Annotated in this window: 26 protein-coding genes; 16 read left to right on the forward strand and 10 right to left on the reverse strand. The window is 63.7% G+C overall.

Translation table 11 applies throughout. The features are described 5' to 3' along the window. From ftsY to KTN04_RS07665, 10 genes are all read left to right on the forward strand, one after another. On the forward strand, window positions 1-1,194 hold a 1,194-nt coding region (ftsY, locus tag KTN04_RS07620; protein WP_254262445.1), incomplete at its 5' end, for a signal recognition particle-docking protein FtsY. A gap of 7 nt (window positions 1,195-1,201) precedes the next feature. Further along, a complete protein-coding gene (gene ftsE / locus KTN04_RS07625) occupies window positions 1,202-1,867 on the forward strand; it encodes a cell division ATP-binding protein FtsE (protein ID WP_217334628.1) in 666 nt (221 codons plus the stop codon). Then, window positions 1,860-2,921, forward strand: a complete 1,062-nt coding sequence (gene ftsX / locus KTN04_RS07630; protein WP_217334629.1) for a permease-like cell division protein FtsX — start codon at window positions 1,860-1,862, stop codon at window positions 2,919-2,921. Before ftsE ends, ftsX begins: the two co-directional genes overlap by 8 nt. A 198-nt stretch (window positions 2,922-3,119) precedes the next feature. Continuing rightward, window positions 3,120-3,977: an RNA polymerase sigma factor RpoH gene (gene rpoH / locus KTN04_RS07635; protein WP_217334630.1), complete on the forward strand. Its 858-nt coding sequence runs from the start codon at window positions 3,120-3,122 to the stop codon at window positions 3,975-3,977. Window positions 3,978-4,072: 95 nt separating this feature from the next. Beyond that, the gene (locus KTN04_RS07640; RefSeq protein ID WP_217334631.1) at window positions 4,073-4,450 is read left to right on the forward strand and encodes a DUF423 domain-containing protein; all 378 of its coding nucleotides are present in this window, start codon (window positions 4,073-4,075) and stop codon (window positions 4,448-4,450) included. 1 nt (window position 4,451) lies between these two features. Next, complete coding sequence (gene thiS, locus KTN04_RS07645; protein ID WP_217334632.1) at window positions 4,452-4,652, forward strand: sulfur carrier protein ThiS; 201 nt, start codon at window positions 4,452-4,454, stop codon at window positions 4,650-4,652. Between the two features lie 47 nt (window positions 4,653-4,699). Continuing rightward, window positions 4,700-5,500 carry a thiazole synthase gene (locus KTN04_RS07650; RefSeq protein ID WP_217334633.1) on the forward strand — a complete coding sequence of 267 codons (801 nt, stop codon included), beginning with the start codon at window positions 4,700-4,702 and terminating at the stop codon, window positions 5,498-5,500. 49 nt (window positions 5,501-5,549) lie between these two features. Further along, a complete protein-coding gene (trmB, locus tag KTN04_RS07655; RefSeq protein ID WP_217334634.1) occupies window positions 5,550-6,242 on the forward strand; it encodes a tRNA (guanosine(46)-N7)-methyltransferase TrmB in 693 nt (230 codons plus the stop codon). A 3-nt stretch (window positions 6,243-6,245) separates the two neighbouring features. After that, window positions 6,246-6,689 carry a GlcG/HbpS family heme-binding protein gene (locus KTN04_RS07660; protein WP_217334635.1) on the forward strand — a complete coding sequence of 148 codons (444 nt, stop codon included), beginning with the start codon at window positions 6,246-6,248 and terminating at the stop codon, window positions 6,687-6,689. Window positions 6,690-6,697: 8 nt separating this feature from the next. Then, on the forward strand, window positions 6,698-7,612 hold the full coding sequence (locus KTN04_RS07665; RefSeq protein ID WP_217334636.1) for a DMT family transporter: 915 nt from the start codon (window positions 6,698-6,700) through the stop codon (window positions 7,610-7,612). Window positions 7,613-7,619: 7 nt separating this feature from the next. Here the strand turns inward: KTN04_RS07665 and KTN04_RS07670 are convergent, their stop codons facing one another. Beyond that, window positions 7,620-8,093: a Spy/CpxP family protein refolding chaperone gene (locus tag KTN04_RS07670; protein WP_217334637.1), complete on the reverse strand. Its 474-nt coding sequence runs from the start codon at window positions 8,091-8,093 to the stop codon at window positions 7,620-7,622. A gap of 133 nt (window positions 8,094-8,226) precedes the next feature. Here KTN04_RS07670 and KTN04_RS07675 point away from each other — a divergent pair, with 133 nt between their 5' ends. Both KTN04_RS07675 and KTN04_RS07680 read left to right on the forward strand, forming a co-directional pair. Further along, window positions 8,227-8,940, forward strand: coding sequence for a response regulator (locus KTN04_RS07675; RefSeq protein ID WP_217334638.1), 714 nt, complete (start codon window positions 8,227-8,229; stop codon window positions 8,938-8,940). Further along, window positions 8,937-10,211: a HAMP domain-containing sensor histidine kinase gene (locus KTN04_RS07680; protein ID WP_217334639.1), complete on the forward strand. Its 1,275-nt coding sequence runs from the start codon at window positions 8,937-8,939 to the stop codon at window positions 10,209-10,211. Before KTN04_RS07675 ends, KTN04_RS07680 begins: the two co-directional genes overlap by 4 nt. Here the strand turns inward: KTN04_RS07680 and astA are convergent. Beyond that, entirely contained in the window at window positions 10,183-11,220 is a 1,038-nt protein-coding gene (gene astA, locus KTN04_RS07685; protein ID WP_217334640.1) for an arginine N-succinyltransferase, read from the reverse strand. The two genes, KTN04_RS07680 and astA, sit on opposite strands and share 29 nt — an antisense overlap. 115 nt (window positions 11,221-11,335) lie before the next feature. On the opposite strand from astA, the gene KTN04_RS07690 reads away from it, so the two are divergent. Beyond that, window positions 11,336-11,491 carry an entericidin A/B family lipoprotein gene (locus KTN04_RS07690; RefSeq protein ID WP_217334641.1) on the forward strand — a complete coding sequence of 52 codons (156 nt, stop codon included), beginning with the start codon at window positions 11,336-11,338 and terminating at the stop codon, window positions 11,489-11,491. 49 nt (window positions 11,492-11,540) lie between these two features. On the opposite strand, the gene glnK (KTN04_RS07695) is transcribed toward KTN04_RS07690, so the two are convergent. The 3 genes from glnK (KTN04_RS07695) to glnK (KTN04_RS07705) form a co-directional block, all read right to left on the reverse strand. After that, window positions 11,541-11,879: a P-II family nitrogen regulator gene (glnK, locus tag KTN04_RS07695; RefSeq protein ID WP_106591655.1), complete on the reverse strand. Its 339-nt coding sequence runs from the start codon at window positions 11,877-11,879 to the stop codon at window positions 11,541-11,543. A 140-nt stretch (window positions 11,880-12,019) separates the two neighbouring features. Continuing rightward, on the reverse strand, window positions 12,020-13,294 hold the full coding sequence (locus KTN04_RS07700; RefSeq protein ID WP_217334642.1) for an ammonium transporter: 1,275 nt from the start codon (window positions 13,292-13,294) through the stop codon (window positions 12,020-12,022). A gap of 43 nt (window positions 13,295-13,337) precedes the next feature. Further along, window positions 13,338-13,676 (reverse strand): P-II family nitrogen regulator, encoded by a 339-nt coding sequence (gene glnK, locus KTN04_RS07705; RefSeq protein ID WP_217334643.1) that lies wholly within the window; start codon window positions 13,674-13,676, stop codon window positions 13,338-13,340. A gap of 297 nt (window positions 13,677-13,973) precedes the next feature. On the opposite strand from glnK (KTN04_RS07705), the gene KTN04_RS07710 reads away from it, so the two are divergent. Beyond that, window positions 13,974-14,270 carry an accessory factor UbiK family protein gene (locus KTN04_RS07710; protein ID WP_217334644.1) on the forward strand — a complete coding sequence of 99 codons (297 nt, stop codon included), beginning with the start codon at window positions 13,974-13,976 and terminating at the stop codon, window positions 14,268-14,270. Window positions 14,271-14,302: 32 nt separating this feature from the next. Continuing rightward, a complete protein-coding gene (locus KTN04_RS07715) occupies window positions 14,303-15,820 on the forward strand; it encodes a YifB family Mg chelatase-like AAA ATPase (RefSeq protein ID WP_217334645.1) in 1,518 nt (505 codons plus the stop codon). Here KTN04_RS07715 and KTN04_RS07720 read toward each other — a convergent pair. After that, window positions 15,789-17,015, reverse strand: coding sequence for a putative bifunctional diguanylate cyclase/phosphodiesterase (locus KTN04_RS07720; RefSeq protein WP_217334646.1), 1,227 nt, complete (start codon window positions 17,013-17,015; stop codon window positions 15,789-15,791). The two genes, KTN04_RS07715 and KTN04_RS07720, sit on opposite strands and share 32 nt — an antisense overlap. A 262-nt stretch (window positions 17,016-17,277) precedes the next feature. On the opposite strand from KTN04_RS07720, the gene rep reads away from it, so the two are divergent. Next, a complete protein-coding gene (gene rep, locus KTN04_RS07725; protein WP_217334647.1) occupies window positions 17,278-19,293 on the forward strand; it encodes a DNA helicase Rep in 2,016 nt (671 codons plus the stop codon). Here the strand turns inward: rep and KTN04_RS07730 are convergent. The 4 genes from KTN04_RS07730 to KTN04_RS07745 form a co-directional block, all read right to left on the reverse strand. After that, on the reverse strand, window positions 19,268-21,220 hold the full coding sequence (locus KTN04_RS07730) for a sensor histidine kinase (protein ID WP_217334648.1): 1,953 nt from the start codon (window positions 21,218-21,220) through the stop codon (window positions 19,268-19,270). The two genes, rep and KTN04_RS07730, sit on opposite strands and share 26 nt — an antisense overlap. Window positions 21,221-21,261: 41 nt before the next feature. Continuing rightward, the gene (locus tag KTN04_RS07735) at window positions 21,262-23,463 is read right to left on the reverse strand and encodes an EAL domain-containing protein (protein WP_217334649.1); all 2,202 of its coding nucleotides are present in this window, start codon (window positions 23,461-23,463) and stop codon (window positions 21,262-21,264) included. Window positions 23,464-23,575: 112 nt separating this feature from the next. Further along, window positions 23,576-24,955 carry a TRAP transporter large permease gene (locus tag KTN04_RS07740; protein ID WP_217334650.1) on the reverse strand — a complete coding sequence of 460 codons (1,380 nt, stop codon included), beginning with the start codon at window positions 24,953-24,955 and terminating at the stop codon, window positions 23,576-23,578. Further along, the gene (locus KTN04_RS07745; protein WP_217334651.1) at window positions 24,952-25,503 is read right to left on the reverse strand and encodes a TRAP transporter small permease subunit; all 552 of its coding nucleotides are present in this window, start codon (window positions 25,501-25,503) and stop codon (window positions 24,952-24,954) included. The genes KTN04_RS07740 and KTN04_RS07745 overlap by 4 nt, the downstream gene beginning before the upstream one ends. Between the last annotated feature and the right edge of the window lie 31 nt (window positions 25,504-25,534).

Consider the following 25,534-nt stretch of genomic DNA (forward strand, 5'->3'; position numbering starts at 1 on the left):
GCCGCCGAGGCAGCACGTCAGGTGGAAGCCGAAGCCGCCCGTAAGGCGCAGGAAGAAGCGGAACGCAAGGCGGCCGAAGATCAGGCGGCGCGTGAAGCGGCTGAACGTCAGGCGCGCGAGGAAGCGGAACGTATCGCAGCTGAAAAAGCCGCCGAGGCAGCACGTCAGGCGGAAGCCGAAGCCGCCCGTAAGGCGCAGGAAGAAGCGGAACATAAGGCGGCCGAAGAGCGGGCAGCGCGTGAAGCGGCCGAGGCCGCACAGGCGGCCGGCGAGGACAAGACAGGTGGTTTCTTTGCCCGCATCAAGAACGGCCTGAGCCGCACCAAGGCCAACCTGACCGAACAGCTGGGCGATCTGTTCCTGGGCGCCAAGGAGATCGATGAGGATCTGCTGGAGGAGATCGAGACCACGTTGTTGATGGCGGATGTGGGCGTGGAAGCGACCACCGAGATCATCGAGCGTTTGACCGACCGGGTCGAGCGCAAGCAGCTGACCGATGCCGATGCGCTGAAAGTCGCGCTGCAGGAAGAGCTGGCCGCGCTGCTGGGTGGTGTTGAGCATCCGCTGACGCTGCCTGCCAAGAAGCCGGCGGTGATTTTGATGGTCGGTGTCAACGGGGTGGGCAAGACCACCACCATCGGCAAGCTGGCGAAGAAGTTCCAGACCGAAGGCAAGTCAGTCATGCTGGCGGCAGGTGATACCTTCCGCGCCGCGGCGGTGGAGCAGCTGCAGGTCTGGGGCGAGCGCAACAACGTGCCTGTGGTGGCGCAGCATACCGGCGCCGATTCGGCCTCGGTCATCTTCGATGCGCTGCAGTCGGCGCAGTCTCGAGGTGTGGATGTGCTGATTGCGGATACCGCCGGTCGTTTGCAGAACAAGGACAATCTGATGCAGGAGCTGCAGAAGGTGGTGCGCGTGATGCAGAAGCTGGACCCGGACGCGCCCCATGAAGTGATGCTGGTGCTGGATGCCGGTACCGGTCAGAATGCCATCAGCCAGGCCAAGCAGTTCAAGGAGTCGGTCGGTGTCAGCGGCATTACCCTGACCAAACTCGACGGCACCGCCAAGGGTGGCATCATTTTTGCCATCGCCAAGCAATTTGAACTGCCGATTCGCTTTATCGGGGTAGGTGAACAGGTCGACGACCTGCGCCCGTTCGAGGCGGACGAATTCGTCAAGGCCCTGTTCGACTGAGGTAGTCATGACCGCAATCCGGTTCAGTAATGTCTTTAAGCGCTATGCCAGCGGCCACGATGCCCTGCTGGGGGTGGATTTCGAGCTCGCATCGGGTGAGATGGCATTCCTGACCGGGCACTCCGGTGCCGGCAAGAGTACCCTGCTCAAGCTGATCATGCTGATGGATCGCCCCAGCCGGGGACAGGTCTGGATCGGCCAGCAGGATCTGTCTCGCCTGCACCGCTCGCAGATTCCCTACCTGCGGCGCAAGATCGGCGTGGTGTTCCAGAACCATCAGCTGCTGTTCGATCGGTCCATTTTCGACAATGTGGCGCTGCCGCTTCAGGTCAGTGGCTATGACCCGGCCGATGCCGCCCGGCGGGCGCGGGCGGCGCTGGACAAGGTGGGGCTGCTGGCGCGGGAAAAACACAACCCGATCACGCTTTCCACCGGCGAGCAGCAGCGGGTCGGCATTGCGCGGGCTATCGTGCACAAGCCCCGGCTGCTGCTGGCGGACGAGCCCACCGGTAACCTGGACCCGCAACTGTCCGAAGACATCATGCGGCTGTTCGGCCAGTTCAACAGCATCGGCACCACCGTGCTGATTGCCAGTCATGACCTGTCACTGATCAACCGCATGCAGCACCGTATGCTGACACTGAAAAACGGGAGGCTGGTGGCCGATGGCTAAACCGGAACGCAAGGGGCAGGCAACGCTGCGCCAGCCAGAGCCGCGACCGGCCGCTCCGCCCAAACGGGGTGCGCAGCAGCATCGGGTTCAGTTTGCCGATCGCAGCCGCAGCTGGCGCCGTCACCACTTGAGTGTGGCCCGCGAGGCGCTGCTGCGTCTCAAGCAGACGCCGATCGCCTCGCTGATGACGCTGGCCGTGCTGGCTATTGCCCTGGCACTGCCCGGCTTTCTGCTGGCGGCACTGGGCAATCTGCAGGGGCTGACCAACGGCTGGGAGCCGCAGCCACGTATTTCGCTGTACATGCAGACGGATCTCAGTGATGAGGCGATTGACCGTTTCAGCCGCGAGCTGCTGCTGCGTGAGGATCTGAACTCGGTCGAGCTGATTAGTCGCCAGAAGGGGCTGGAGGAGTTTCGCGAGTACAGTGCCTTTGCCGACCTGCTGGACAGCTTTGAAGACAACCCGCTGCCGGCGGTGATCATGGTGCTGCCGCGTGATACGGACCCGCTGCAGCTGCCGCTGCTGCGCAGTGATCTGGCGGCGCTGCCCGGTGTGGAAGAGGCGGCACTGGACATGGAGTGGGTCCAGCGGTTGGATGCTATTCTGATGCTGGCTGGTCGCGGCAGCTATGTGCTGGGCGGGTTGCTGGCGCTCGCCGTGCTACTGGTAGTGGGCAACACCGTGCGCATGACCATTGAAAGCCGTCGGGACGAAATTCTGGTTAGCAAGCTGGTGGGGGCCACCGATGCCTGGGTACGGCGCCCCTTCCTGTACAGCGGTTTCTGGTTTGGGCTGCTGGGCGGCGTGCTGGCCTGGCTGCTGGTACAGCTGGCACTGTTGATGCTGGCACAACCGGCGCAGGCGCTGGCCAGTCTATATCTGACCGATTTTGCGTTGCAGGGACTGGGACTGGGCGGCTCGCTGACCATGCTGGCCAGCGCCGTGGTGCTGGGGCTGGCCGGCTCCTGGCTGGCCGTCTCGCGCCACCTGCGTGACATTGACCCGGGTGCCGTCGCGCCGGGCGCCGCGGCTCCGGGCGCTGCTGCACGGTGAGCGGCGCCCGGAGGTCCAGGGTGTAAACCAACGGCAACACTTGCTCCCTAGACTGATTCGCGCTAAGTTTTTGTGTTCGCCGCCGGTGGCGGGAACTTGCCGGCACGATCGGTATCCAACCGTCAAACCGGTGCGGCATTTGTTGTATTGGCACCCGTATTACCCAGTGAACCAAGAGTTTTGTGAGGTCATTCCTGAATGGGCACCAGCTTGCAAGTTATTGAACAGCTTTCTCCGGGGCGCAACATCGACGCCTATGTTCAGACTGTAAGTGCCATTCCCATCCTCTCGGCTGACGAGGAGCGGGAACTGGCTGAACGCCTGCATTACCAGAGCGATCTTGAAGCGGCACGCCAGCTGGTCATGTCACACCTGCGCTTCGTGGTCCACATCGCCCGCAGCTACTCCGGCTACGGCCTGCCGTTGGGCGACCTGGTCCAGGAAGGCAATGTCGGCCTGATGAAGGCCGTGAAGCGCTTTGATCCGACCATGGGCGTGCGCCTGGTCTCTTTTGCCGTGCACTGGATCAAGGCCGAAATGCACGAATTCATTCTGCGCAACTGGCGCATCGTCAAGATTGCCACCACCAAGGCTCAGCGCAAGCTGTTCTTCAATCTGCGTTCGCAGAAGAAAAAGCTGAGCTGGATGACCAATGACGAGGTTGAAGCCGTTGCGGCCGATCTGGGCGTGGACGCCAAGGTCGTGCGCCAGATGGAGGGGCGCTTGGCTTCGACGGATACCGCCTTTGATGCGCCGGTCAGCGAAGACGAGGACAGCACCTACCTGTCGCCCTCGGCCTATCTGGAAGACCATTCCGCGGATCCGGCCCTGCAGCTGGAAGAGGCCAACTGGGAGCAGGATTCCCAGCAGCGCCTGCTCGGGGCGATGGAAACGCTGGATGAGCGCAGTCGCAATATTCTGGCGCGACGCTGGCTGGCCGATGAAAAGGCAACTTTGCACGAGCTGGCCGCTGAGTACCAGGTGTCGGCCGAACGCATTCGTCAGCTGGAAAAGAATGCGATGAAAAAGATTCGAGGCGCCATGCTGGAAGCCTGATGCGCCGACAGCTGCCGCTCTGAAGCCGCCCCGTGCGGCTTTTTTCATTTCAGGCACACTGTGCAAAACCGTTATAATGCTGCCCGGGAGAGCCGATGACTGCCCGTTTTACCCTGGTTACTGCCGCCCTGTTAGGGGCGCTGGCCGTTGCGCTGGGGGCTTTTGCCGCCCACGGCCTCCGGTCCATATTAACCGGCCGCCTGCTGGAGGTATTCCAGACCGGTGTCGACTACCAGTTCTGGCATGTCGGCGCCCTGCTGGTCACCGGGCTGTTGCAGCAGCGCTGTAATGGCCTTGGACTGAAGATCAGCGCGCTGGCGTTTCTGGTCGGCATCGTCTGCTTCAGCGGCAGTCTCTATGTACTGGCACTGAGCGGCATTCACTGGCTGGGGGTCATCACGCCGCTGGGCGGAACCGCTTTCATTATCGGCTGGCTGAGTCTGGCCGTATCCATCTTTCAACAGGATCAATAGCATGCAGATTCAGGTGAATGGCGATGCGCTGGATGTCAGCGAAGGCGCCACCCTTGCCGAACTGATCGAGCAGCTTGAGCTGACCGGTAAACGGATCGCGATCGAGCTGAACCTGGAAATCATCCCGCGCAGCGAGCACGCCACGACCCGGCTCGATGCCGGTGATCAGGTCGAGATCGTGCACGCCATCGGTGGCGGCTGAGTCGCCGACCGTCCTGCGTCCAACCCACTTCCTATCAGGTATAGATGATGTCAGAACAGCAACACAACGACCCGCTGGTTATTGCCGGACAGCGCTTCAATTCCCGCCTGCTGGTGGGCACGGGCAAATACAAGGACATGGCGGAAACCGGTGCCGCCATCGAGGCCAGCGGTGCCGAGATCGTCACCATGGCGGTGCGCCGTACCAATCTCGGTCAAAACCCGGACGAGCCCAATCTGCTCGACGTGGTCAGCCCCGACCGCTACACCCTGTTGCCCAATACGGCCGGCTGCTATACGGCCGAGGAGGCGGTGCGCACCTGCCGCCTGGCGCGTGAACTGCTGGACGGCCATGATCTGGTCAAGCTGGAAGTGCTGGGCGACCAGAAGACGCTGTACCCCAATATCATCGAAACCGTGAAGGCCGCCGAGACGCTGGTCAAGGACGGTTTCAAGGTGATGGTATACACCAATGACGACCCCATCGTGGCCAAGCAGCTGGAAGAGATCGGCTGTGTGGCGGTGATGCCGCTGGGCTCGCTGATCGGCTCGGGTCTGGGCATCCAGAACCCGCATAACATCCGCCTGATCATGGAAGAAGCCCGGGTACCGATCCTGGTGGATGCCGGTATCGGAACGCCTTCGGAAGCGGCCATGGCGATGGAGATGGGCTGTGCCGGCGTGCTGGTCAACTCCGCCATCGCCGGTGCCCAAAATCCGGTGCTGATGGCCCGGGCGATGCAGAAAGCGGTGGTGGCCGGACGTGAAGCCCACCTGGCCGTACGCATGCCGCGCAAGGCCTACGCCAGTGCCTCTTCGCCGCTGGATGGCCTGATTACCGGCCGCTAAACGCAATTTTCGGGGCTCCGTGGAGCCCCGCCAACAGACAGATGTGACCATGACAGACGAACAGAAACCGATCCGCCGTATCCGCAGCTTCGTGGTACGGGCCGGCCGTATGACCGAAGGCCAGCAGCGGGCAATGGACGAAAACTGGCCCCAATACGGCTTGGAACTGAAAGACGGCATGATCGACTATGCCGAAGTGTTTGGCCGCGAGGCGCCGGTAGTGCTGGAGATCGGCTTCGGCATGGGCGCTTCGTTGCTGGAAATGGCGCGCCAGGCACCGGAAAAGAACTTCATCGGCATCGAGGTGCATCCGCCGGGCGTGGGCCGTCTGCTGGCACAGGTGGCCGAGGAAGGCCTGACCAACATCCGCGTCTACTGTGACGACGCCGTCGAGGTGCTGGCGCAGTGCATCCCCGATGCCAGCCTGGATACCCTGCAGCTGTTCTTCCCCGATCCCTGGCACAAGAAGCGTCACCACAAGCGCCGTATCGTACAGCCGGAATTTGCCCAGAAGATCCGCCAGAAACTGAGCATCGGCGGCTGCTTCCACATGGCCACCGACTGGGAAAACTATGCCGAGCACATGATGGAAGTGATGAGCGCCGCCGAGGGCTATCGCAACCAGGCCGGCGAGGGGCAGTATGCGCCGCAGCCGGAATGGCGTCCGGTCACCAAGTTTCAGCAGCGGGGCGAGCGCCTGGGCCACGGTGTCTGGGATCTGATGTTCGAGCGCGTGGAGTAAGGCATGTCGAAGAGTACCGCATTGACCGTGACCCAGCCGAGCCTGGATTATCGCGCGGCGCTGAGGGCCCTGACCGCGGCGGCTGAGCAGGCCGAAGGGCTGGGCGTGCAGGTCAGCATTGCCGTGGTGGGCCGCAACGGTCAGCCGCTGGCGCAGCTGAGCCTGAACAGCGCGCCGCCGCAAACGGCTCAGCTGGCATTGCGCAAGGCGCGCACCTCGGCCGGCTTCAAGGTTCCCAGCCAGGCCATCCGCGAGCGCAACGAGCAGGACATCCACCTGCTGACGGCGTTGGACAGCCATCCCGATATGCTGCTGCTGGGCGGTGGCCTGCCGCTGCTGCTGGACGGCGAGTGCATCGGCGCGATCGGCGTGTCCGGTGCGTCCCAGGCGCAGGACATCGCCTGTGCCGAAGCCGGGCTGGCGACACTGGGGCTGACATCCGCGTAGGAGAGCGCATGCATCAAGCAAGCAAAGGGGCGGGATCAGCCCCTTTTCTGTTCATGGCGGTCGCGTCGGCCGTACTGATGGGTACCATCGGCGTGATCTCGAATTATGCCGGTCTCAGCGCCGAAACCCTCACCTTTTATCGACTGGGCTTCGGGGCCGCACTGATGCTGGGCTACCTGCTGCTGGCAGGACAGGCGCGTCTGCTGCTGACTTGGCCGTCCTGGCGGGTGCTGGCCAACGGTGTGCTGCTGGCGGCCTTTATCGTCTGTTATGTCCAGGCCATGCTCTACACTAGCATGGCCAACGCCATCATGATGGTCTATCTGTCGCCGGTGGCGGCTTCGGTGGTGGCGCACTTCCTGCTGGGAGAACGGCTGGGCCTGGCGGCGGTCGGCCTGATCCTGCTGGCCCTGTTCGGCTTTGCCATGATGATGGAATTCCGGCTCAGCTTTGCGTCGGCCGCTGATGCCACCGGCATGGCATTCGCCGCACTGGCGATGCTGGCCTATGCCGGCTTCATCCTGATGAACCGCATCATGCCGGCGCGGGTGCATGCCTATACCCGCTGCTGGTACCAGTTACTGGCCGGGGCCCTTTGCCTGCTGCCGCTGATGCTGCAGCAGGGCGAAAGCATCGCCGCGCCGCAATGGGGCTGGCTGCTGCTGGCCGGGCTGCTGCCGGGCTTTCTGGCGATCCTGTTTGCGGTGATCGCGCTGCGCGAGCTGCCGGCGGCTACCTTCGGCACCCTGGCCTACATGGAGCCCATCGCCGTGGTGACGTTCGGCTGGGTACTGTTCGATCAGGCACTGACCCCCCTGCAACTGTCCGGCTGCGCGCTGATCATGGCCTCGGGCATGGCTCAGGCACTGCTGAGCCAGCGGCGCGAACGTCGCGGGCGCACCGCTCTGGCAGCCCAGACCTGAGTCGGGCTTACCAGTGATCGCGCGGGCCCTCATGGCGATGGCCCTTGCGCGGTTGTTCGCTCTGACCGCGCCGGTCATGCAGGGCAGCCCATTTCTGTTCCTGTTCCGGGGTCAAAATGGCGAAGAGTGACGCCTTGAAATCGGCCCGTGCCTGGACCCATTCGGCCAGTTGCCGCTGCATTTCGCCGATGTGCCGCTGAACCTGCTGTCGGTAATCGCTGGCATTGGGGTCCAGTGCCTCCAGCCCCCGCATCCGTGTGCGCGGGTGTGCCGCGTTCCGCTCGGTCCGCGCCGCAAACAGGGCCTTGACGGCGGCCTGCTGGGCCTTGTCCAGCGCCAGTTGGCGGGTCAGGTGCTCGACGCGCTGGCCGGCCCGATCGGCGCGGTCACAGCCGGCTTTCTGACCGGCATGGGCCAGGGTGCTGCCACCGGCCAGCAGGCTCAGGGTCAGGGCGGATACCATCATCGTGCGTGTGTTCATGACATGCTCTCCTGTATTGATCGGTCGCCAGTATGGCCGGTGTCCACGCAAAGTTGTGTGGCGGTGGGGTAAAGTTAGGTAAAGGTATCCGGGCACGGGCCGCGACCGGGCTAGAATGGCGTCAGGAGGAATGATGATGCAAACCTTACTGCTGGTGGATGATGACCGCGAGCTCTGTGCCCTGCTGTCCGAATACCTGCGCCACGAGGGCTATGAGGTCACGCTGGCCCACTCGGGCGAGGCGGCCCTGCAGCAGCTGGAGCGGACAACACCGGATCTGGTGGTGCTGGATATCATGATGCCGGGCATCAGCGGCCTTGAGCTGCTGCAGCAGCTGCGTCCGCGCAGTGCCGTCCCGGTGCTGATGTTGACGGGGCGAGGGGAGGCGATCGACCGCATCCTCGGACTGGAAATGGGCGCGGATGACTACCTGTCCAAGCCCTGTCATCCCCGTGAACTGTCGGCGCGTATCAAGGCCATTCTGCGCCGTTGCGAGGGTACGCAAGGCTCGGCGACCGACGGGACCTTTCCGACCCGAACGCTGCAACAGGGAGCGCTGCAGCTGGATCCCGGCCGTCGCGAAGCCCATTTTGCCGGCGCGCCGCTGTCACTGACCAGTGCCGAGTTCAACGTGCTGGCCTACCTGATGCAGCATGCCGGCCAGGTACTCGGCAAGGCCGAACTGACCCGCTGGGTGTTACACCGTGAATTGAGTGCCTACGACCGTGCCATCGACGTGCATGTCAGTCGGCTCCGGCAGAAGCTGGCGGCTGTGGCCGGTGAGCACGTCGAACTGATCAAGACCGTGCGCGGGCAGGGGTACCAGTTTATCCGGAGCGCGTCATGAAGTGGTACCGACGTTTGTTCTGGAAAATGTTTCTGGTGATCTGGCTGGTCAGCCTGGTAGGCATGGGCAGTGTCTTTGTCCTGCTCAGCAGCCGCTACGATCACAGCCACCGGCTGGAACTGTTGGAGGCCCGCGCCCGTGGCCAGGCGCTGCTGATGCTGGCGCGTTACGAGGCGGGCACGCCGGACTGGTACCGGTTGCCGGGGCGTCGTCATTCAGTCCCGCTATGGCTGTTTGACGCTGACAGTGGGGCGCCGCTGAGGGCGGGCATGCATGAGCCGCCGCGGCGCACGCTGCCGCTGGAACTGACCACCGATACGGGGCATCGATACCTGGCTCGGGTGGCGCTGCCGCAGAAGGCCTTGTTTGCCGAACGGCTGCTCGGACGGCTGTTTTCGCTGCAGATGGTGCTGATTGTGGTGATCTCGGGCCTGTCCGGTCTGGTGCTTGGCGCGTTGATTGTGCGGCCCATCACCCGCCTGCGCGAGCACGTGCGCACCTTACATCAGGGCCAGGATCTGACCCTGAGAGCCGACCCCGCGCTCAGTGCGCGTCGCGATGAAATCGGCGAGCTGACACGCGAATTCGACCGGATGGTGGCGGCCGTGGAACAGACGCTGCTGTCCCGCCAGCGCCTGCTGCAGGACGTGTCGCACGAGCTGCGTGCCCCGCTGGCCCGGCTGCAGGCGGCGGCCGGGCTGCTCGAGCAGCGACTGAGCGAGGAGGATCCCCTGCTGGCGCGCATCAACCGGGAGTGTGGCCGCCTGGACCGTCTGATCGGCGAGATTCTCAGTGTCAGCCGTGAGCAACAGGCCCATGCCGATACCCGGTTTTCGCTGCAAGTGCTCTGTTCCGAGCTGGCGGACGAGGTCCAGCTGCGCCAGCCGCAACGGCCTTTCAGCCTGGCACTGCCCGCACAGGAACTGTACGGCCGGGGCGCTGTGGAACTGCTGCGCCGGGCGCTGCAGAACGGCATCGAAAACATCCTCAGGCACACGCCGGAGTCCTGTGCGGCTCGGCTGCGGCTGCAGCGTCTGGCGGACGGTCAGCTCGAGCTGGAACTGAGCGACAGCGGCCCCGGTGTGGCACCGGATCTGCTGCCGCACCTGTTCGAGCCCTTTGTGCGCGACGACCAGGAGGCGGGTGAAGGCTTCGGGTTGGGCCTGAGTATTGCCCGGCGCGCGATTGCGCAGCTGGGCGGCAGCCTTAGTGCCCGCAACGGGGCCGACGGGGGGCTGGTGCTCAGGATCCTGCTGCCGTCGGCAGACTGACCAGGCGTACCGGGTCTCCCGCCGTGACCGCCAGGGCCTCGGCCAGCGCCGGAGTCAGGCGCACCCGGTTGAGGGTCGGCTGCACGCGGGCCTGGATGCAGCGGAAGTCGCTGCAGCCGGTATTGCTGATCAGGCAGGGGCGGACATCCTCGGGGGCCGGCGTCGGGTCGATCACCACCTCGACCCGGCGGCTGCGCCGGATGGCGTCCACTTCCTCGGGACGCGCCGCCAGCGTCGGGCCGGCATCAAAAATATCGACGTAGTTCTCGAACCGGAACCCCTGGGCCTGCAGCAGTCGCCGTGCCGGTTCGGTGTTGGGATGCACCTGGCCGATGACGGCCTGGGCCTCCGGCGGCAGCAGATGAATGTAGATCGGGTGCTTGGGCATCAGCTCGGCGATCACCACCTTGTTGCCCGACCCGGTAAGAAAGTCGGCCTGACGATACTGCATGGCAAAGAAGTGCTGGCCGAGCCCTTCCCAGAAGGGGTTGCTGTCGTGCTGATCAGTAAAGCCGCGCATCTCGGCAATGATACGGTCGGCAAAGCGCTGGCGGTGTTCGGCCATGAACAGGAAGCGGGCTCGGGACAGCAGTCCGCCGCCGCCGCCGCCGCGGTGGGCCGGGCGCAGATACAGCGAGCAGAGCTCGCTGCTGCCGGTGTAGTCATTGCACAGGTACAGGGTACGGAACTCGTTGTGAATGCCCAGCTGGTGCGAGGCATGAACGATGGTGCCGATATGATAATGGTACCAGGGCGCGTCCAGGCCCACGGCCGAGGTGATGCCGGCGGTGCCCAGCACTTCGCCCGTGTCGCTGTTTTCCAGCACGAACAGGTAGGTGACGGGCGAGGGGCCCTCGGCGGGCCGATGCAGGGCATGAATCGACTGCTCGATCTTGCGCTCCAGCAGGGCGTCGTCGTCGGGCAGCGAGGTGAAGCCGGTGCCGGATTCGGCGGCAATGGCCTTCAACAGCGCGCCGTCGGCAGCGGTAAGCGGGCGAACTCGCAACATGTCGGGTGCCTCCTGCAACAAAACCGTTCAGCTTGCAGTATAGGCCGATTGGGCATAATGACAGGCGATTGGCGACAGCGGTATGATTTGCCGGGGATTCATTGAGGATATGACCATGCGCACGACAATTGCCGGTTGGCTGTTGAGCAGCCTGATGCTGCTGACACTGGGGACCGCCGTGAGCGGTTGCAGTACCATCGAGGGAGCGGGAAAGGATATCGAAAAGGCAGGTGAGGCGATTCGGGACGCGGCGCGCAACGCCGGCAGTTGAGACGGCCTCAGCCAGGCCCGTCCCGATCAGGGTACGGGCCGGCTGTGAATCAGAGTGCGTCGGGGCCGGTTTCGCCGGTACGGATGCGGATCACCTGCTCCAGCGGCATGACAAAGATCTTGCCGTCACCGATCTTGCCGGTGTTGGCGGTCTTGCTGATTGCCTCGATCACCTGGTCGAGCATGTCGTCATCGATGGCCACTTCGATTTTCACCTTGGGCAGAAAATCGACCACGTATTCCGCGCCACGGTACAGCTCGGTGTGGCCCTTCTGGCGGCCAAAGCCCTTTACTTCCGTTACGGTGACGCCCTGAATGCCGATATCGGACAGCGCTTCACGTACGTCATCCAGCTTGAACGGCTTGATCACCGCGGAGACGAGTTTCATCATTCAAGTCCTCATAGATCTGTGGCAGTCCCACTAGGCTCCAGCCGATGGCGGGTGGAGCAACCATTGGCGCCAGTATACTCATAATCAAAAGGCTGCGCATATTATGCGCAGCCTGAATCGGGTTCGGTGAGGCGGAACTACTTCTTGCCGCCGGAGAATTCGGGGTAGGCCTCCATGCCGCACTCGGCCAGGTCGACACCTTCGTATTCTTCCTCTTCGCTGACACGGATGCCCATGACCGCCTTCAGGATCAGCCAGACGATCAGACTGGCCACAAACACCCAGCCAAAGATGGAGACGATCCCCAGCAGCTGGGCGCCGAAGGTGGCATCCGCGTTGTTAAGTGGCACCGCCAGCAGGCCCCAGATGCCCACCACGCCGTGGACCGAGATGGCACCGACCGGGTCATCGATGCGCAGCTTGTCCAGGGTGACGATCGCCATTACCACCAGCGCGCCACCGATGGCACCAATCAGGCTGGACGCCAGAGCGCTGGGTGACAGCGGATCGGCGGTGATGGCGACCAGGCCGGCCAGGGCGCCGTTCAGGGTCATGGTCAAATCGGCCTTGCGGAACCAGAGGCGGGCCACAATCAGTGCGGCGATCACGCCACCGGCTGCCGCGGCATTGGTGTTGACGAACACTTCGGCCACGGCGTTGGCTTCACCGACATCGGACAGTTTCAGCTCGGAGCCGCCGTTGAAGCCGAACCAGCCCATCCACAGGATGAAGGTCCCCAGGGTCGCCAGTGGCAGGTTGGCACCGGGGATGGCGTTGATCTCGCCGTTCTTGCCGTACTTGCCTTTACGGGCACCCAGCACCAGAACCGCGGCCAGCGCGGCCGAGGCACCGGCCATGTGCACGATACCGGAGCCGGCAAAGTCGGAGAAGCCCGCTTCGCTCAGGAAGCCGCCACCCCAGGTCCAGTAGCCGGAAGTCGGGTAGATGAAGCCGGTCATGACCACGGCGAAGGCCAGAAAGGCCCATAGCTTCATGCGTTCGGCCACGGCACCGGAAACGATGGACATGGCGGTGGCCACGAACACCACCTGGAAGAAGAAGTCGGAGCGGGCCGAGTAGTAGGGTGCATCCTCGCCGCCGGCGAGCACGGCATCGACGCTGTTTTCGTCACCGATCAGGGCGCCCAGACTGGGCAGCACGCCGCCGGCGTCGGAGCTGTACATGATGGAGTAGCCACACAGCAGGTACAGGGTACAGGCGATGGCGTAGAGGGCGATGTTCTTGGTCAGAATCTCGGTGGTGTTCTTGGCACGCACCAGGCCGGCCTCGAGCATGGCGAAACCGGCCGCCATCCACATCACCAGTGCACCACACACCAGGAAGTAGAAAGTATCGACCGCGTACTGCAGCTGGGTCAGATCCCCGGCTGTCGCATTCAGCAGTGGTTCCATGGTTGTATCCTCCAGAAATAAACGGAATCGTGGTCAGGTGAACTCAAAGGGCGTCGTGGCCGGTTTCACCGGTACGGATGCGGACAACCTGTTCCAGCGGGGTGACGAAAATCTTGCCGTCACCGATCTTGCCGGTCTGCGCGGCCTTGGTGACGGCGTCCAGCACCTGGTCGATGATGTCGTCGGCCACGGCGGCGTCGATGCGCACCTTGGGCAGGAAATCGACGATGTATTCGGCACCGCGGTACAGCTCGGTATGACCCTTCTGACGGCCAAAGCCCTTGACCTCGGTGACGGTAATCCCCTGTACGCCGATATCGGACAGCGCTTCGCGGACATCATCGAGTTTGAACGGCTTGATGATCGCTGAGATCAGTTTCATGGCGTGGCTCCTTTGCTCACTGTTCAGGTGGCGGCCGGTCGCGATGGCGGCTGGCGTGCCCTGTACCCGGTCTTTGCGAAGCCTGTGCCAATTTGTTTATCCGGTTGAAAAACAGCCGCTTAGGTTCTCCTGGGCCAAGTCCAGCCGGGGATTGGTGACCTGAAACGCGTAAAACAGGGCGGGTTTAGTGCACCAAAAGCGTGCACGCACCGATTTGGTGCGCGGCTACGGGTCTGACCTGGCCGGCGTTCTGGTTTATAGTGACGGCTGAATACCCTTATGCATGTGGAGAGCCGGATGATTCACCAGAAACTGATCGATAACCTGTCCAGCCAGTTCAGCCAGCTGCTGGGCAGTCGCCCGGACATGCCGGGCCAGCAGGAACTGCAGCAGCAGGTCAAGACGCTGCTGCAGGGCAGTTTCGCCAAGCTGGATCTGGTTACCCGGGACGAGTTCGATGCCCAGCAGGCGGTGCTGCTGCGTACTCGCGAGCGTTTGGAGCAGCTGGAAGCCCGGCTGGCGGCGCTGGAGTCCGACGGCATGGCTGCCGCCGAAACGGCTGCGCCGGAGCAGCAGGACGACACCCCGCGCTGAGACGCGCCTTCATTTGAGCCAAGGATGGCCCCATGTCACTTGCTGTCATTCATACCCGAGCCCAGCTCGGGATCGAGGCACCGCCCGTTGCGGTCGAGGTGCACCTGTCCGGGGGCCTGCCCTCCATGTCGATCGTTGGCCTGCCGGAAACGGCGGTCAAGGAAAGCCGCGAGCGGGTACGCAGCGCCCTGATCACGGCCGGCTTCGACTTTCCCCAGCGTCGCGTCACCATTAACCTGGCCCCGGCGGACCTGCCCAAGGAAGGAGGGCGCTATGACCTGGCCATTGCCATCGGCATCCTGGCCGCGTCGGGACAGCTCAAGGGCTGGCAGGCCAACCCGTCGGTGGAAATGATCGGCGAGCTGGCGCTGTCCGGTGATATTCGTCCGGTGCGTGGCGTGCTGCCGGCTGCTGTGGCTGCCGGCAAGCTGGGACGGGCGTTGCTGGTGCCCCGCGACAATGCCGCCGAGGCGGTCATGGCTGAAGGCACGGAAGTCTTCGCCGCCAGCCATCTGCTGGAGCTGGTAGGGCACCTGACCCGGCGCGAGCGGCTGCCTGCGCAGCTGCCGGTACAGGAGCACGATCAGAGCGCGACGGCCATGCCCGATCTGGCGGAGGTCAAGGGTCAGCTGCAGGCGCGGCGGGCACTGGAGGTGGCTGCGGCCGGTGGGCACAACCTGCTGTTCTCCGGCCCGCCGGGCAGCGGCAAGAGCATGCTGGCCGCGCGTCTGCCGGGGCTATTGCCACCCCTGGCCAGTGATCAGCGGCTGGAGGTGGCGGCCATTGCCTCGGTCTCCGGTCAGCCGGTGGCGCCGGCCTGTGCCGGCGTGCGTCCGTTTCGCAACCCGCACCACACGGCCTCGGCCATCGCCCTGGTGGGCGGTGGTAGTCACCCCCGGCCCGGCGAGATCTCGCTGGCCCATCAGGGGGTGCTGTTTCTGGATGAGCTGCCCGAGTTCCCGCGGCGGGTGCTGGAGGTGCTGCGCGAGCCGCTGGAAACCGGCGAGATCCTGATCTCGCGGGCAGCGCGCCAGACCCGCTATCCGGCCCGCTTCCAGCTGGTGGCGGCCATGAACCCCTGCCCCTGTGGCTACCATGATGACGGCACGGATCGCTGCCTGTGTACGCCGGACCAGATTCGGCGCTACCAGATGAAAATCTCCGGCCCCCTGCTGGACCGTATCGACCTGCAGCTGCAGGTGCCAGCACTGCCGGCGCAAACCCTGCTGAGCCCGGGGATGCAGGGCGAGTCCAGTGCCGAGGTGCGGGCGCGGGTGATGACGGCGCTTGAACGGCAGCTGCAGCGTCAGGGGCGTATGAACCGCGAGCTGAGCGGGTCCGAGCTGGAGCAGGTCTGCGGGCTGGACAGCGCCTCCCAGGCCCTGCTGGTGCAGGTGATGCAGCACAGCCGGCTGTCGGCGCGGGCCTGCCATCGTCTGTTGCGGGTGGCGCGCACGCTGGCGGATCTGGCCGGGCAGGCGCGGGTCGAGCGCACCCAGCTGCTGGAGGCGCTGGCGTTCAGAGGGCTTGCTGACGGTGATCGTGGCTGAGAAGGGTCAGGAACTGCTCGCGGCAGACCGGGCGGCTGAAGAAGTAGCCCTGTACCTGGTCGCAGTCGTGGCGGATCAGGAACTCCAGCTGGGCGCGGGTTTCCACGCCTTCGGCAATCACCTGCTTGTTGAGGTTGTGCGCCAGGTTGATGATGGCGCGCACGATCTCCTCGTCATCCGCATTGCCGGGGATGCCGGCCACAAAGGATTTGTCGATTTTCAGTGTGGTGATGGGCAGCTTCTGCAGCAGGCTGAACGAGGAGTAGCCGGTGCCGAAATCGTCCAGTGAAAACTCCACGCCCTGGCGGCTGAGCTGGTCGATGGTGGCGCGGACATGTTCCTCGTCGCTGCACAGAGCCGTCTCGGTCAGTTCGAATTCGAGGGCGTGGCTGGCCATGCGGTGGCTCTGCATCAGACGCTCGATGGTAGGGGCCAGCTGGCGGTCCTGAAACTGGCGAAAGGACAGGTTGACGCCGATGCGGCCGTCCAGCCCGGCCGCCTGCATGGCCGGCAGGGTGCGACCTACCTCCTGAATGATCCAGTACCCCAGGGGCACGATCAGCCCCGAGGCTTCGCAGGCGGGGATGAAACTGTCGGGCTGCTGCAGGCCGCGCTCGGGGTGGCGCCATCGGATCAGCGCTTCGGCACCGCAGATGGCGCCCAGGCGCAGGTCGATGCGGGGCTGGTAGAACAATTCGAACTCCTCGCGCTGTAGCGCCGCCCAGAGTTCGGGATCATATCCTTGGGGTTGTGTCACCGGGGCTGCCGGGGCCGGGGCCGGTGCGGTGTCCAGCAGGCGACAGCAGTACCGCAGAATGCGGCGTACCGTGTCCGGGTTGCTGGCCGGCAGCACCAGATGATCATTGCGGGGATCGTTCAGCAGCGGGTCCCACTCCTGTGCCACGGGCGCTTCGTGCAGCAGCAGTACCACCGGCAGCCCCGATTGTCGCAGGCGCAGCTGGCGCAGGCCCTGACGGGCCTGGTCGGCATCGCTGCATTCCAGCAGGGCGATGGTCGGCAACTGCGACTGCAATACGGCCGCGGCGGCGGTGACCGAGTGGCAGCGGCTGAACGCGCCCTGCCACCAGGGCTGCAGCCAGTCCTGCCAACAGGCGTCCAGCGCGTCAGAGGCGCTGATCAGCAGCAGCGGCGGCTGGGTCGATTCCGGATCGGTATGGGCTGTGTCTGCGTGCATGGTACTGCTTCCCCGTCACACCTGAATTAATCCCGTCCAGCGGAACTGAATTTCATCAGGGGGCCATGTCATAATAGGCGATAATGATACTCGCCCAGCGAGATTACCACGGTTGTTCAGTGTCCAAAACAGTGCGGCACGGTGGCGCAGCGGGGGCAGGAGCCGTGTCGTCAGGGGGCCGAGCCCGCAGTTGCGTAGGCTTCCGGTACTGTATCGACCGGCTTGCGGCCGAGTTTAATGTTTTTTCAATGTTCGAGGTTTCATGAGCAGACTCAACCCCCGTCAGCGCGAAGCGGTGCACTACATCGGCGGCCCCCTGCTGGTGCTGGCCGGTGCCGGCTCCGGCAAGACCAGCGTAATCACGCAGAAAATTGCCTGGATGGTTCGCGAGGCGGGCCTGGAAGCACGGCACATCGCGGCGGTCACCTTTACCAACAAGGCCGCACGCGAAATGAAGGAGCGTGTCAGCCAGCTGTTGCAGGGTAAGGAAGGGCGCGGACTGACGGTCTCCACCTTCCATACCTTGGGGCTTAACATCATCCGCCGCGAGCGCAAGTACCTGGGGCTGAAGTCGGGCTTTTCGCTGTTCGACGATCAGGACACCAAGGCCCTGTTGCGCGACCTGATGCTGCAGAACGACGAGGATACCGACCAGCTCAACGACATTCAGCACCGGATCTCCAACTGGAAGAACGACATGTTGACCCCGGACCAGGCGCTGGCCGAAGCCGAGCTGCCGCAGGACATCCTGGCAGCGCGCGCCTACGAGGCCTACAACCGCCATCTGCGAGCCTACAATGCGGTCGATTTCGATGACCTGATCCTGTTGCCGGTGCAGCTGCTCACCGATCATGCCGAGGTGCTGGAGCGCTGGCAGCGCCGGATCCGCTATCTGCTGGTGGATGAATACCAGGACACCAACCTGTCCCAGTACAAGCTGGTACGCCTGCTGGTGGGGCATCGCAGCGGCCTGACCGTGGTGGGCGATGACGACCAGTCGATCTACGCCTGGCGCGGCGCCCGGCCGGAGAACCTGGCCCAGCTGCAGGTCGATTTCCCCAGTCTGAAAGTGGTCAAGCTGGAGCAGAACTACCGCTCCACCAGCCGCATCCTCAAGGCGGCCAACACCCTGATCGCCAACAACCCGCATGTGTTCGAAAAAAAGCTGTGGAGCGAAATGGGCTATGGCGACCCGCTACGGGTGATTCACGCGCGCAATGACGATGCCGAGGCGGAGCGGGTGGCGACTGAAATCCTCGATCGTCACCTGCGCGAGCGCATCGCCTTCCGGGATTTCGCCATCCTGTATCGTGGCAACCATCAGTCGCGGTTGATCGAGATGAAGCTGCAGAGCTACCAGATCCCCTACAAGCTCAGCGGTGGTACCTCCTTCTTTGCCCGCGCCGAGATCAAGGACCTGATGAGCTACCTCAAGGTGCTGATCAACCGCGATGACGACAACGCTTTTCTGCGCATCATCAATCTGCCGCGCCGGGAGATCGGCCCCAGCACCCTGCACGCGCTGGGGGAGTATGCTTCGGGACGCGAGGTCAGCCTGTTTCAGGCCTGTGGCGAACTGGGGCTGGAACAGGCACTGTCCGCCCAGGCGGTGGAGCGCCTGCGCCGTTTCTGCCACCTGATCGACCGTCTGTACGAGCGCTGCCGCGATGACGACCCCATCGCCGCCATTCACGAGCTGATCGAGGAAATCGATTACGCCGGCTGGATTCGCCAGAACGCCTCCAGCGAGGTGGTGGCCGAAAAACGGATGCAGAACGTCTACTTCCTGCTCGAATCGTTGCACTCCACGCTGGAACGGTTGCAGGAAGACGACGAAGGCGCAGGCATCGAGGATGCCATCGCACGCCTGGTGCTGCTCGACATGCTTGATCGCCAGAATGAGGAAGACGACTCCGACCGGGTACAGCTGATGACCCTGCATGCTTCCAAGGGGCTGGAGTTTCCCCATGTGTTCCTGCTGGGCATGGAAGAGGAGCTGCTGCCGCACCGCAACAGCATCGAGATGGATACCATCGAGGAGGAGCGCCGTCTGGCCTATGTGGGCATCACCCGGGCTCAGAAAACCCTGACCATGACGCTGGCCAAGCAGCGGCGCCAGTTCGGCGAATGGATGGAGTGCATGCCCAGCCGGTTTCTGGATGAACTGCCGGCGGAGGATATCGAACACGAGGGCCGGGGCGATGCCCGGCCGGAACAGAACCGGGCCCGTGGACGGGCCACGCTGAACAGCCTCAAGGGGATGTTTGACGATCTCTGAGGTCGATGGGCAGGGTCAGGGTGAAGCGGGTTCCCTGGCCCGGCAGGCTGTACAGCTGGATATGGCCCTGGAGTACCTGCGTTACCCATTGGTGGACCAGGTGCAGTCCCAGCCCGGTGTGCCCGCGCCCGCGCCCGCTGGTTACGAAGGGGTCGAACAGGGTCGGCTGCAAGGCGGGCTCGATGCCGTTGCCGTCATCGCGCACATGCAGGATTAGCTGCTCCGGCGCATCCGCTGGGTGTGCACCTGTCTGTGACGTATCCGCTGGGGGCGCATATTCCCCCTGCACCTGGATATGCCCGGGCGTGCCGTGCGTGAAGGCATGATTCAGCGCGTTTTCCACCAGATTCTGCAACACCTGTGACAGGATGCCCGGATGGCTGAACAGAGTGCAGGCCGGGACCTCCAGGCTCAATTGCACCGACTGTGCCGCCAGGCGCGGCTGCAGGCTGAGCTGCAGATCCTGCAGACATTCCTGCAGTTCGAAGCGCACCGGCGCATCCAGACTGCGGTCCTGAGCCAGACGCTTGAAGCGGCGGATCAGGTCACCGGCCTTGCCCAGGTGACGGCGGATCAGTGCCAGTCCGGAGGCGGTGCGGGTCATGTAATCCGTCAGCTCGGTTCGGGTCAGGCCCGTGCCGTCCACGGCGCTCTGCAGGCGTTGCAGGTCGGTTTCCAGCGTACTCAGGGTCATCAGGGCACCGCCGGTCGGCGTGTTGAGCTCGTGGGCCACCCCGGCCACGGTCATGCCCAGTGAGGACAGCTTGCGCGTTTCCACCAGTTCGTCCTGCAGCAGCTGCTGGTGTTGCAGCGCCTGCTGCAATTCGGTGTTGGTGTGTTTCAGGGAGGTCTGTTCCTGCTCGAGCTGAACCAGCAGGTGACGGCGCTGGGTTTCACTGTGGGCCACGCGGTACAACAGAGCGCCCCCCAGCAGCAGGGCCAGCAGGCTGATCAGGCCGATCGGCAGCAGCAGACTCTGGCGCAGTGCGGGGAGCATGTCCGGCGGTGTCGACATCAGCAGAAACCAGTGGGTTGCAGGGGTATCGGCATCGCTGCCGACCGAGTAGCCCGGCTCGATGCGGGCATAGCTCCACAGCCGGTCGTGCCGTTCGATGGCGCGTGCACTGGACGCATTCTGCATCTGTTGCCAGAGCTGTGGATAGCGGGCCTGTAGCGTCTGTTCGGGCTGTTGCAGCGCAAAGCCCCACTCTTGGGCTGGGTCGGCGTGCAGTAGCCAGTAGCCATCGGCGTTGATCATGGCTGGGCGGGTCACGGCATCCTGCTGCTGGCGCAGTTGCCGGAAAAACGGCTGCAGGTTGAAGTTGAGGACCAGCAATCCCGGGTGTAGATCATCCGCCAGCCCGGTCTTGACCAGCGTGCGCAGGGTCGGCTCCAGCGGCCGCACGACCTGGCCCTGCTCGATGTTCAGGTCCAGTGGCGAATAGTAGATATGATCGGCGGCCAGCGCCCGGGCGGCCTGCACATAATAGCGCTGGCTCTTGTCCTGCAACCGGGCCTGTGGCACCGGGCGTGGGCGGCCGTCTATCACGTTGACGCGGACCTGTTCATGGCCGTGCGCGTCCAGCCAGCACAGCTGTGAAATCAGGGTCGACGACTGGCTGAAGCGGGCCAGGTGACGTGCCAGCTGGGCGCGTTGGGGCGGTGTGTGCGGCTGCAGGCTGCTGTCGACGGCATGACTGCGCTTGAGCAGCAGGGTGAGCTGGCCAATGTGACCCAGTTCCTGGCCCAGCTGGTAGCCAAGCTGGTCCAGCAGGCGGTCATGGTGGGTGATGACGGGATCCAGTCGCAGGCGGTAGAGCTCGGTATAGGTCACCCAGGCACTGGCGGTGATAGTGAGCAGCAGTGGCAGCATCAGTATCAGCCAGAGTTTCAGGGTGTGTCGTCGGCATCGTCGTGGCTCCGTCATGATGGCGCCCTGTTTGGGGATATCACTTGTGGTACACGGGGTCAGGCATGTGCCTGAGCCCATGCCAGTGCCTGCTCGGGCGGCAGCGGACGGGAAAACAGGTAACCCTGTGCATACCGGCAGCCTTTTTCAATCAGCAGCTGGCGCTGCTGCTCGGTTTCCACCCCCTCGGCGATCACCTGGAAGCCGAAACGGTCACCCAGGCGCAAAATCATGTCGACGATATGGTTGGCATCGTCGGATTCACCCAGGCGCGAAATGAAGGTGCGATCGATTTTGAGGACCGACGCCGCCAGGTCGGTGATGTGGGCCAGGGAGGAATAGCCGGTGCCGAAATCGTCGATGCTGACCCCCATGCCGAGTGCGATCAGGGTGCGCAACTGGTGCGCGATGCTGCGGTATTCGACCATGGCCTGGGACTCGGTGACCTCCAGCTCCAGCAGTTCGAGCGGCAGCCCTGATTGGCGGATAACCGCCAGCATCTCATCGAAGTAGCCCGGCTGCAGCAGGTCGATGGAAGACGTATTGAACGATATCGGCAGGGCGACTCCCTGCTGCAGGAAATCGCGACAGACACTCAGTGTCTGTTGCAGCACGTTCATGTCCAGCTTGCTGATCAGCCCGGCCGTTTCCGCCACGGGAATGAACGTGTCCGGCGTGATAACACGCCCGTCCGGGTGCTGCCAGCGCACCAGCGCCTCGAAACCGACCGCCTGGCCCGATACCAGCTCGACCTTGGGTTGCAGCACGATCTGCAGGGCCTGGCTTTGCAGGGCCTGACGCAGTTCGTTGAGCAGGCCGTAGCGGTTGCGCATCTGCTGCTCCTGGGTATGGTCATACTCGGCCGCCGGCTGGCCGTTGCGTTTGGCGGCCACGACGGTCAGTTCGGCCAGCCGCAATATCTGTTCCGGCTCTTGGTGCGCGCAGCGGCTGAGCGGCAGCAGCGCGGCCACCGACGAAATCTGGTGTTCACCGCCATCAATGATAACCGGCTCGGCCAGCATCGGTAGCATGTCCTGCAGTGATGGAGCCGTATCCGCCGGCATCAGCACGGCAAAGGAGCGTCGATCAGTGCGTGCCAGCAGCAGCTGGTCCGGCAGGCGTGACCGCAGACGGTCGCGCACGCTTTGCAGGACGCGGTCGCAGAAGGGCTCGCCGAAATAGAGTGCGGTTTCATTCAGCTCATCCAGCTGGATGACCCAGAGCACATGATGCTGGCGCTCGGCCGTGCGCAGGGCGCGCAGGCTGCGTTTCAGGCTGTTGCGGTTGGGGATGTCGAGCAGCTGGTCATGGTAGGCCAGTTGCGACATGCGGCTGTACAGGGACAGGTTGGCAAAGCCGCTGCTGACATTTTCACAGAACACGTTCAGCAGATTGATCTCGGCCGGGGTGGGCTGGCGGTCGGTTTTTACCAGTGTCAGGTAGGTCGAGGCCTGCTCGTCTGCCGTGAAGCAGAGCACGCTGTAGCGCTCGCCATACAGGTGCCCACGCTGGGCAACGGCCTGGACCAGCAGGGGCCGGAACAAGTCCAGTTCGGGCACGGCCAGGGTCTGGTTTTGCAGGCGCTCGAAGCAGCCGCTGGCGGCAAGGATACGGGACTCGCTTAACGGCTGCGCCGGGCTGTTGAGCACGCACAGAATACCGCCTTGCTCGACACGTAACAGGCCGGACAGGGTTTCCAGTACACCTTGGGTGTAGCTGACCAGATCGCGGCGCTTGCTGAGTGCCTGGGATGCTTCGACGATCAGCTGCAGCCCCTGGCGGGCCTGTTCCAGCTGGCTGGTACGTTCCCAGGTGCGCAGGTTGCCGGTAATCACCGAGGTCAGGTGTTCATGGGTCAGGTCGGATTTGCACCAGTAGTCGTCGATATCGAACTGGCGCAGAATTTCGGGCTGGGGGGCCATGCCCGGCTGGCCCGTCAGCAGCACGATGCGGACCTGATTGTTGCAGATGACATCGCGGATGGTTCGCACCAGCCGCAGACCGGCGTCATCCTCTTCCATCACCACATCCAGCAGGATGATGCCGATGTCATGATGCTCGGGCAGCATGCGGGCGGCCTCGACAGCCGAGCGCGCACAGAGCACCTCGATGGGGCGGTCATCTACCCGGATCCGATTCAATGCGTGAATCAGCGATGCCTGGTAGGTTGGGTCATCTTCGACACTCAGCACCTTCCATGGTGACCGCGTCGTGATAGGGGCCTCGGGTGGCCTGAATTCGAACAATTCATCTGCCAGCATGCACTCAGTCCTTCCTTCCTGATGTCCCCGGCGCGCGTGCTTGTCAGGCACACCGGGTATCCTCAGCTTGGCGCATGCTGGTTATTTTGTAAACGGGTTCTGCAGATACCGGTTAACCGTATACGCGGGCCGGCAGCCAGGTGGCCAGGCCAGTCTGCCAGGCCAGCAGTGCCAGCATGGCCAGCTGGATCAGAATGAAAGGGACCACGCCCTTGTAAATCTGACCGGTGGACACATGAGGCGGTGCCACGCCGCGCAGATAAAACAGGGCAAAGCCGAATGGCGGGGTCAGAAAGGAGGTCTGCAGATTCAGCGCCAGCATCACGCCCAGCCAGATCGGATCCAGTCCCATGGCGAGCAGAATCGGTGCCACGATCGGTACCACCACAAAGGTGATCTCGATGAAGTCGAGGAAGAAGCCGAGCAAGAACACGATCAGCATCACGATTGCCATGGCGCCAACCACACCGCCGGGCAGGTCGTTCAGGAAGTCGCGTACCAGGTCGTCACCGCCGTAGCCGCGGAACACCAGCGAAAAGATTGAGGCACCGACCAAAATGATGAACACCATGGCGCTGACCTGGGTGGTGGAGCGCATCACCTCGTTCAGCGTTTGCAGATTCAGGGCACGGCGCATCAGCGCCAGGCCGATGGCGCCGACGGCGCCGACCGAGGCCGCCTCGGTCGGGGTGGCAAAACCGCCCAGGATGGACCCCAGCACCAGGCCGATCAGCAGCACCGGCGGTAGCAGCGCTTTCAATGCACGCAGCCAGAGGTTGGTAATTTGGTTCAGTTCGGCTTCGGGGATGGCCGGCACGGCTGCGGGGCGGGTGATGGCAACAAACACCATATAGCCAATATAGGCCGCCACCAGCAGCAGGCCGGGAATCAGCGCGCCAAGAAAGAGGTCGCCCACGGTCACCGTTTCCGGTGAGAAGATACCCTGGTCGATTTGGGCCTGCTGATAGGCCGAGGAGATGACATCGCCCAGCAGCACCAGCACGATCGACGGCGGTATGATCTGGCCCAGGGTGCCCGAGGCACAGATGGTGCCGGTGGCCACGGCCGGGTCGTAGCCGCGCTTGAGCATGGTGGGCAGCGACAGCAGGCCCATGGTCACTACCGTGGCGCCGACGATGCCGGTACTGGCCGCCAGCAACATGCCGACCAGGGTGACCGAGATGCCCAGGCCGCCGCGCAGGGTACCGAACAGGGCCGCCATGGTGTCGAGCAGTTCCTCGGCAACACGCGACTTTTCCAGCATCACGCCCATGAACACAAACAGGGGCACTGCGATCAGGACTTCGTTGTTCATGACGCCGAAGATGCGGTTGGGAATGGCTTCCAGAAACACGCTGTCGAAGTGGCCGGTGAGAGTACCGATGGCGGCGAACAACAGGCCGGTGCCGGCCAGTGAAAAGGCGACGGAATAGCCCATCAGCAGAATAATGATGGCGCCGGCAAACAGCAGCAGGGGCAGCAGTTCAATCACAGGGCATGCTCCTCTTCGGCAGACGGCAGATGGCCCTTGCCGGTGATGACCAGCAGGTTGCGCAGCAGCTCCGCAATGCCCTGCAGGACCATCATGGCGGGCATGGCCAGCAGGGCGGATTTGAGAATATAGCGATAGGCAATACCGCCCGCTTCCTGGGAACCTTCCCGGAGCGTCCAGGAGGTGGCAACGTACTCCCAGGAGACCCAGAACAGGAAGCCGCAGACCGGCAGCAGCAAAAACAGGGTGCCGAACAGGTTGATCCAGGCCTTGCCCTTCTCGCCCCGCGGACGGTAGAGGATGTCGACGCGGACGTGGCCGTCATGCTTGAGGGTGTAGGCGGCACCGAGCAGGAACACGAAACTGTGCATGTAGATGACCGATTCCTGCAGCGCGATGTTGCCCTCTTCAAAGACATAGCGCATGACGACGACCACGAAAGTGGCCACGACCATCAGCAGGGTCAGCCAGCTGACCAGGCGACCGGTCCATTCGCTGAAGCCGTCCAGCAGCCGAACCAGGGCGGCAACGGGGTGGGGGTGACTCATCATTCTTCTCGTTATCGGATGAACAAATGGG

The sequence above is a fragment of the Marinobacterium weihaiense genome, from assembly GCF_019061305.1.
GTDB lineage: Bacteria > Pseudomonadota > Gammaproteobacteria > Pseudomonadales > Balneatricaceae > Marinobacterium > Marinobacterium weihaiense.

What these genes read in the sequence shown, in the direction of transcription:
- ftsE (WP_217334628.1), top strand. Translation starts at nt 1,202, where the DNA reads ATGACCGCAATCCGGTTCAGTAATGTCTTTAAGCGCTATGCCAGCGGC.
- ftsX (WP_217334629.1), top strand. Translation starts at nt 1,860, where the DNA reads ATGGCTAAACCGGAACGCAAGGGGCAGGCAACGCTGCGCCAGCCAGAG.
- rpoH (WP_217334630.1), top strand. Translation starts at nt 3,120, where the DNA reads ATGGGCACCAGCTTGCAAGTTATTGAACAGCTTTCTCCGGGGCGCAAC.
- KTN04_RS07640 (WP_217334631.1), top strand. Translation starts at nt 4,073, where the DNA reads ATGACTGCCCGTTTTACCCTGGTTACTGCCGCCCTGTTAGGGGCGCTG.
- thiS (WP_217334632.1), top strand. Translation starts at nt 4,452, where the DNA reads ATGCAGATTCAGGTGAATGGCGATGCGCTGGATGTCAGCGAAGGCGCC.
- KTN04_RS07650 (WP_217334633.1), top strand. Translation starts at nt 4,700, where the DNA reads ATGTCAGAACAGCAACACAACGACCCGCTGGTTATTGCCGGACAGCGC.
- trmB (WP_217334634.1), top strand. Translation starts at nt 5,550, where the DNA reads ATGACAGACGAACAGAAACCGATCCGCCGTATCCGCAGCTTCGTGGTA.
- KTN04_RS07660 (WP_217334635.1), top strand. Translation starts at nt 6,246, where the DNA reads ATGTCGAAGAGTACCGCATTGACCGTGACCCAGCCGAGCCTGGATTAT.
- KTN04_RS07665 (WP_217334636.1), top strand. Translation starts at nt 6,698, where the DNA reads ATGCATCAAGCAAGCAAAGGGGCGGGATCAGCCCCTTTTCTGTTCATG.
- KTN04_RS07670 (WP_217334637.1), bottom strand. Translation starts at nt 8,093, where the DNA reads ATGAACACACGCACGATGATGGTATCCGCCCTGACCCTGAGCCTGCTG.
- KTN04_RS07675 (WP_217334638.1), top strand. Translation starts at nt 8,227, where the DNA reads ATGATGCAAACCTTACTGCTGGTGGATGATGACCGCGAGCTCTGTGCC.
- KTN04_RS07680 (WP_217334639.1), top strand. Translation starts at nt 8,937, where the DNA reads ATGAAGTGGTACCGACGTTTGTTCTGGAAAATGTTTCTGGTGATCTGG.
- astA (WP_217334640.1), bottom strand. Translation starts at nt 11,220, where the DNA reads ATGTTGCGAGTTCGCCCGCTTACCGCTGCCGACGGCGCGCTGTTGAAG.
- KTN04_RS07690 (WP_217334641.1), top strand. Translation starts at nt 11,336, where the DNA reads ATGCGCACGACAATTGCCGGTTGGCTGTTGAGCAGCCTGATGCTGCTG.
- glnK (WP_106591655.1), bottom strand. Translation starts at nt 11,879, where the DNA reads ATGAAACTCGTCTCCGCGGTGATCAAGCCGTTCAAGCTGGATGACGTA.
- KTN04_RS07700 (WP_217334642.1), bottom strand. Translation starts at nt 13,294, where the DNA reads ATGGAACCACTGCTGAATGCGACAGCCGGGGATCTGACCCAGCTGCAG.
- glnK (WP_217334643.1), bottom strand. Translation starts at nt 13,676, where the DNA reads ATGAAACTGATCTCAGCGATCATCAAGCCGTTCAAACTCGATGATGTC.
- KTN04_RS07710 (WP_217334644.1), top strand. Translation starts at nt 13,974, where the DNA reads ATGATTCACCAGAAACTGATCGATAACCTGTCCAGCCAGTTCAGCCAG.
- KTN04_RS07715 (WP_217334645.1), top strand. Translation starts at nt 14,303, where the DNA reads ATGTCACTTGCTGTCATTCATACCCGAGCCCAGCTCGGGATCGAGGCA.
- KTN04_RS07720 (WP_217334646.1), bottom strand. Translation starts at nt 17,015, where the DNA reads ATGCACGCAGACACAGCCCATACCGATCCGGAATCGACCCAGCCGCCG.
- rep (WP_217334647.1), top strand. Translation starts at nt 17,278, where the DNA reads ATGAGCAGACTCAACCCCCGTCAGCGCGAAGCGGTGCACTACATCGGC.
- KTN04_RS07730 (WP_217334648.1), bottom strand. Translation starts at nt 21,220, where the DNA reads ATGACGGAGCCACGACGATGCCGACGACACACCCTGAAACTCTGGCTG.
- KTN04_RS07735 (WP_217334649.1), bottom strand. Translation starts at nt 23,463, where the DNA reads ATGCTGGCAGATGAATTGTTCGAATTCAGGCCACCCGAGGCCCCTATC.
- KTN04_RS07745 (WP_217334651.1), bottom strand. Translation starts at nt 25,503, where the DNA reads ATGAGTCACCCCCACCCCGTTGCCGCCCTGGTTCGGCTGCTGGACGGC.